7 protein-coding genes are annotated in these 4,616 nt (G+C 58.4%); 1 reads left to right on the forward strand and 6 read right to left on the reverse strand.

The window, feature by feature from the left end:
• Positions 1-238, reverse strand: a 238-nt coding sequence (locus tag ACM0PY_RS21090) for a transposase (protein ID WP_423171157.1), incomplete at its 3' end; no start/stop codon positions are given.
• Positions 239-322: 84 nt separating this feature from the next.
• Here ACM0PY_RS21090 and ACM0PY_RS21095 point away from each other — a divergent pair.
• Positions 323-1,357 (forward strand): site-specific integrase, encoded by a 1,035-nt coding sequence (locus tag ACM0PY_RS21095; RefSeq protein WP_049439379.1) that lies wholly within the window; start codon positions 323-325, stop codon positions 1,355-1,357.
• Between the two features lie 23 nt (positions 1,358-1,380).
• On the opposite strand, the gene ACM0PY_RS21100 is transcribed toward ACM0PY_RS21095, so the two are convergent.
• The 5 genes from ACM0PY_RS21100 to ACM0PY_RS21120 form a co-directional block, all read right to left on the reverse strand.
• Positions 1,381-1,941 carry a GTP-binding protein gene (locus ACM0PY_RS21100; RefSeq protein ID WP_049439368.1) on the reverse strand — a complete coding sequence of 187 codons (561 nt, stop codon included), beginning with the start codon at positions 1,939-1,941 and terminating at the stop codon, positions 1,381-1,383.
• A complete protein-coding gene (locus tag ACM0PY_RS21105) occupies positions 1,934-2,908 on the reverse strand; it encodes a hypothetical protein (RefSeq protein WP_495493299.1) in 975 nt (324 codons plus the stop codon). Before ACM0PY_RS21105 ends, ACM0PY_RS21100 begins: the two co-directional genes overlap by 8 nt.
• Positions 2,909-2,986: 78 nt before the next feature.
• Entirely contained in the window at positions 2,987-3,346 is a 360-nt protein-coding gene (locus ACM0PY_RS21110; RefSeq protein ID WP_049439369.1) for a roadblock/LC7 domain-containing protein, read from the reverse strand.
• A 69-nt stretch (positions 3,347-3,415) separates the two neighbouring features.
• On the reverse strand, positions 3,416-3,856 hold the full coding sequence (locus tag ACM0PY_RS21115) for a roadblock/LC7 domain-containing protein (protein WP_080355721.1): 441 nt from the start codon (positions 3,854-3,856) through the stop codon (positions 3,416-3,418).
• Positions 3,857-4,275: 419 nt separating this feature from the next.
• Positions 4,276-4,548 carry an EAL domain-containing protein gene (locus tag ACM0PY_RS21120; RefSeq protein WP_414609523.1) on the reverse strand — a complete coding sequence of 91 codons (273 nt, stop codon included), beginning with the start codon at positions 4,546-4,548 and terminating at the stop codon, positions 4,276-4,278.
• Between the last annotated feature and the right edge of the window lie 68 nt (positions 4,549-4,616).

A 4,616-nucleotide genomic window follows, 5' to 3' on the forward strand; every position in this document is an offset into this window, starting at 1 on the left:
GGGCCGCCCCATCCTTGCCATATCGTTCGCTCCTATCAGTGCAACTGTTGATCATGTTGCATTGACGGGTTGAACTCACCGCGGCTTTTTTTAGGATGTCGCGCTCCTCGGTCACCCGCCGCAGCTCAGCCTTGAGCCGCTTGGCATCGGACACGCTCATGCCGCCGAACTTGCTGCGCCACAGGTAGTACGAGGCTTCGCTGAAGCCATGTCGGCGGCATAAGTCCTTGACCGCCATGCCGGCGTCGGCTTCACGCAGGAAACCGATGATCTGTTCTTCGGAAAAGCGTTTCTTCACGTCCAATCTCCTGGTCAGGTGGGATTGGACTCCAATTCGCCGTGCTACTCAAAACCGGGGGGACGTCGGGTCCAGGCCGCCGCCGCCTCGGCCAACACCACCCGCAGCTATGCCAGTGCCCTGCGCTACTGGGCTGGCTGGTTCCAGGGACGCTACGGGGAGTCGTTGGCACTGCCGGTGCCGGAGGCGGCGGTGATCCAGTTCATCGTCGACCATCTGCCCCGCCGCACTCACACTGGTCAGGCCTGGGAACTGCCAGCGGAGCTGGATGCGCTGCTGGTGACCAGTGGCCTCAAGAAACGTCCGGGACCGTGGTCGCTGGCTACCGTGGTGCACCGCGTCGCCGTGCTATCCACGGCGCACCGGTTGCGTCAGGTCGTCTCCAACCCAGCCGAATCCCCCGCCGTGCGCCACCTTTTGGCTCGTAGCCGGCGCGCGGCGGTCAAACAAGGCGTGCGGCCTCGCAAGAAGACCGCACTGTCCCGCGCCGAGCTCGAGGCCCTGCTCGCGACCTGCGACCAGTCGCTGGAAGGCCTACGCGATCGTGCCCTGCTCTGCTTTGGCTTTGCTTCCGGCGGGCGCCGGCGCAGCGAGATCGCTGCCGCCGACTTGGCTGATCTCAGGGCGCTGCCTGAGGGTGGTTACGTCTACTGGTTGGGCCACAGTAAGACGCAGCAGGCCGGCCCGACCGCCGGCTCGAGCCCGGACAAGCCTGTGCTGGGGGCGGCCGCGCAGGCACTGTCTGCCTGGTTGCATGCCGCGGCCTTTACCGAGGGGCCGATCTTCCGCCGCCTCTGGGGCCCGCGCGTGGGGCCAGGGCTCAGCGACAAGGCCGTGGCGACGATCATTCAGCGGCGTGCACGCATGGCCGGGCTGGAGGGAGATTTCGGCGGCCATAGTCTGCGCTCGGGGTTCGTCACCGAAGGCGCTCGCCAAGGCATTGCCCTGCCCGCTCTGATGGCCATGACTGAACACCGGGCCGTGTCCAGTGTGATCGGGTACTACCAAGCCGGCGAGGCAAGCCAGAATCCCGCCGCCCGGCTATTAGATGTTCTATAGCCTTTGCATCTCTACCCGCACAGTCAGACTGTATGCCCTTGGCTTAACTGCGATCCCGCATGTTGGTAAGAAAGTAGGGTCTTGATCAAAAACTCGACCTGAGTCGTAACGCGCGCATCGACTTTCATCACCGGCATTCGGAACCCACCGGCGTTAAGTGCGTCACGGAATGTAGTGAGTTGGAAGCTTGGCGCCAAATCACTTTTCGTCACGCCCACAACGAAACTCGCCTCCGGGGCGAGCACGCCGAAATCCTTCAACAGCTCTGATGTGCTGTCAACGGCATCACCTTGACATGCATTAACCAGAACGATGATTCCGATTGCACCCGTACAAACCATTGGCCACATAAAATTCAGATACTTCTGACCAGGAACTCCGTAGACATGCAGGAGTTCGCCATCGTCCAAGTCCACGCTGCTGTAGTCCAACGCCACCGTGGTCAAAGACTTCTCTTCTGTGGCATCGATACTTAACGGCATGTCAGTGCTGACCGGTTCAATGTCCGATATCGCACGGATGGCCGTGGTCTTGCCTGCTCCCATGCCGCCAACAAAGACGAGTTTGTTGCCGTAGTTATCCATGAGCTTTCCCAAAAAGTTTCAGACCAAAACGCTTTGCCATTCGCAACAAAGTTTCGGCGTGGCGCGAGGCAACGGCGCGCACACTTGCTCCCGGATCAGATAGAGATGCTTCCAAGCCGCTTAGGCGAACGAGCGCCATGATCCTCTGCACTTCGTCAACGCTCTCGTTCGCCACCGAAGCCAGAGAACCGGCGCGCCAAGATTGGCCATCGAGGTAAGCGAGCGCCAAGGCCCATGAGGCCGGCGTGGCGCCGACGTCCAGGTCTGGCCACGTCCGCAAGCGAAGCTCATCAGTGACGAGAGGCAGGTCTTCGTTTGAAAGATAAGGCAATAGGCGCCACCACAAGGTCTCTGTCTCGTAGCTGCGCGTGACATCAGGCAGGTAGACGGACTTCCATTCGTCTTCTGTTAGTTCCCTCACACGCCAATCGGACTTTACGGCACACCCTAGGAGCTCATTCAACGGCATCCGTCGCAGCATATGCACTTGTCCATTGCGGGTATCGCTGACCAGTCGAAAAAGGCCAAGTTCTAGTAGCGTGCGCTTCTCTCTACGGCGATCAAGACGCATGTGCTCCAGCATAGGCTGAACAAGTGGCACATCCCATGCCGATGGCTGACTCATCGCCCTGGATGGACTGCTCTTAAGACTGGACTTCAGTACATCCACGAACTCTCGAACTGTCGCCAGCCTCGGTAGAGCCTGCATGGTGCCAGAGGCAACCGGCGCCCCATGCAAGCGAATTGAAGGCACGTTGTCCTGCCTTGCGGATTGGATCGCATGGCGGCCAGCATGGCTTGTCTCGTCTGCTACCAACAGTGCGGCGGGCTCTGCACCCCACTCAACTAGGCGTACGGTGAGGCGCTCGGCCGCGAGCAACGAACACGCCAACTTAAGGCGTGTGGCTGGCAATAACTCCAAACCGGCCATCGCGACGGTGAAATCGTAAGATGTGGGGGAGAACATGGACTTGAAGGTGATGAGGGGTGCCGATCAAGGCGTTGCGCACCACCGGCCGCAAGTTCAGCCGGTGGTGCCTCGGAATCAGCTGAAATCCAGCTTTTTCTCGAAGCTTTTCAGCTCGTGACGCGCCATGGCCAGGTTTGCCCGCGCACGGTCAAGCACCACGTAGAGGAACAATGTCGGATTGCTCTCCAGCGGGCGAATAATGTGGTACTGCTTGCTCAGCGAGATCAGGATATCTTCGATGGTATCGTCCAGTGCCAACTGCTCGGCAACACGACGCTTGCTGCGCACAACATCGCTGTTACCAGCAGCTGCTACTTCCAGATTCAGGTTGCCACCGCCGAGCGTGGCCATCGCCATCCCGCTATCGCTGTCAACAAGGGCAACGCCCACAAAGCCTGTGATCTGGCCGAGACCGTCAAGGTTCAACTTCGACATCTTCTTCTTTCCTTAGGGTTGGTGAATCGACCTCCCTGATGCAGGGAGGAACATGTGAGTGCATCGGGACTACTTCGGCATCAGAGCCGAAATTCGAGTAGCGCATTCGCGAGCGGCAAACAGGAGCACCGCCACATTGATATCGAATGTGCCTAGTGCAGCTAATGTCATAGGCTTGGCGTGATCCATTCGAATCAGCACCATGTTTCCTTGACGTGTCGCGATGGTTGCGTAGTCTGCCGCAGCCAAACCAAGCTCTTTGACTACCGTCTCTCCCAAGGTAAGGAAAGAGTTGGTCATTGCAGCTAGCCGTCGTGGATCACTGCCGTGCTCATCAAGCGCAGCCAAAGCACGCCCGTCTGCAGTGGTTAGCAGCAGCATTGAAACGCCGGGAGTCCGCTGCTTCGCGCGCCGAAACTCCTGCAGCAAAACTTCCTTGTCGACTTGCGGGACTTCATGGCTTTTGTCTCCCATGACGCTAAGAACCTTCTCAATGGTGGCTGTATGCAAGGCGTACTCTCCTGTACGGATCCTGTTGAGCAGGAACCATGCCAAGTAGTGGGTTGTGATAAATGGCACTGCTAGCGGCGCAATCAGTGATACGCGGCGCGCGAGAATGACGCTGTGCGTCACAAATGTTAGTGAAATTCACATTTCACGACAACCACCGTCACATTCATAAATGGTGGAGCGCCTTCCCGTAGGACAAACCAAAGCGGTTGCCAAGCCTCACAAACCATAGCGGAGGCCGAGAGAACTGGAGGGGGTGGGCGCTCTTTACTAGCGAGCGTCTAGTTCTGGACTGGCCATCTTGGCCACATACGCCAATTGGTACCAAATTGGCATCTACCGCTAGAGGTCAGTCAGCGAAGAGGTCAGAGCCGGCAGCTATGAACCTCTCACTGAAGTGCTAAGGGCACTGATACCACTCAGCCCTTTGAGCGAACGTTTGCAAACAGATGCGTTAGTTGATTCGGCTCTAGGGGGCGCGACAATAAGTAACCTTGATACACATCGCAGCCCAGCTGTTTGAGATGTTCGCGCTGCCCTTGGGTTTCTACACCCTCTGCAACAACACGTAGATTCAGCGCTCGCCCCAACGCAACTATTGAGGCAACGATGGCAGCATCTTCAGAGTTCGATTTGGACCGGCCAGAGTTCTGTAGACACTCAGTTGCCGCTCTGCGCGTAGCGCCTTTCAAACTCTACCGGTGACAGTCCGCCAGCGGAACCATGCCGGCGGATCGGGTTGTAGAACATCTCGATGTAG

Origin of the sequence: Stenotrophomonas sp. BR163, from assembly GCF_047520985.2 — a bacterium.
GTDB lineage: Bacteria > Pseudomonadota > Gammaproteobacteria > Xanthomonadales > Xanthomonadaceae > Stenotrophomonas > Stenotrophomonas sepilia.

Coding starts and splice junctions, on each gene's coding strand:
- ACM0PY_RS21100 (WP_049439368.1), bottom strand. CDS start 1,941: ATGGATAACTACGGCAACAAACTCGTCTTTGTTGGCGGCATGGGAGCA.
- ACM0PY_RS21105 (WP_495493299.1), bottom strand. CDS start 2,908: ATGTTCTCCCCCACATCTTACGATTTCACCGTCGCGATGGCCGGTTTG.
- ACM0PY_RS21110 (WP_049439369.1), bottom strand. CDS start 3,346: ATGTCGAAGTTGAACCTTGACGGTCTCGGCCAGATCACAGGCTTTGTG.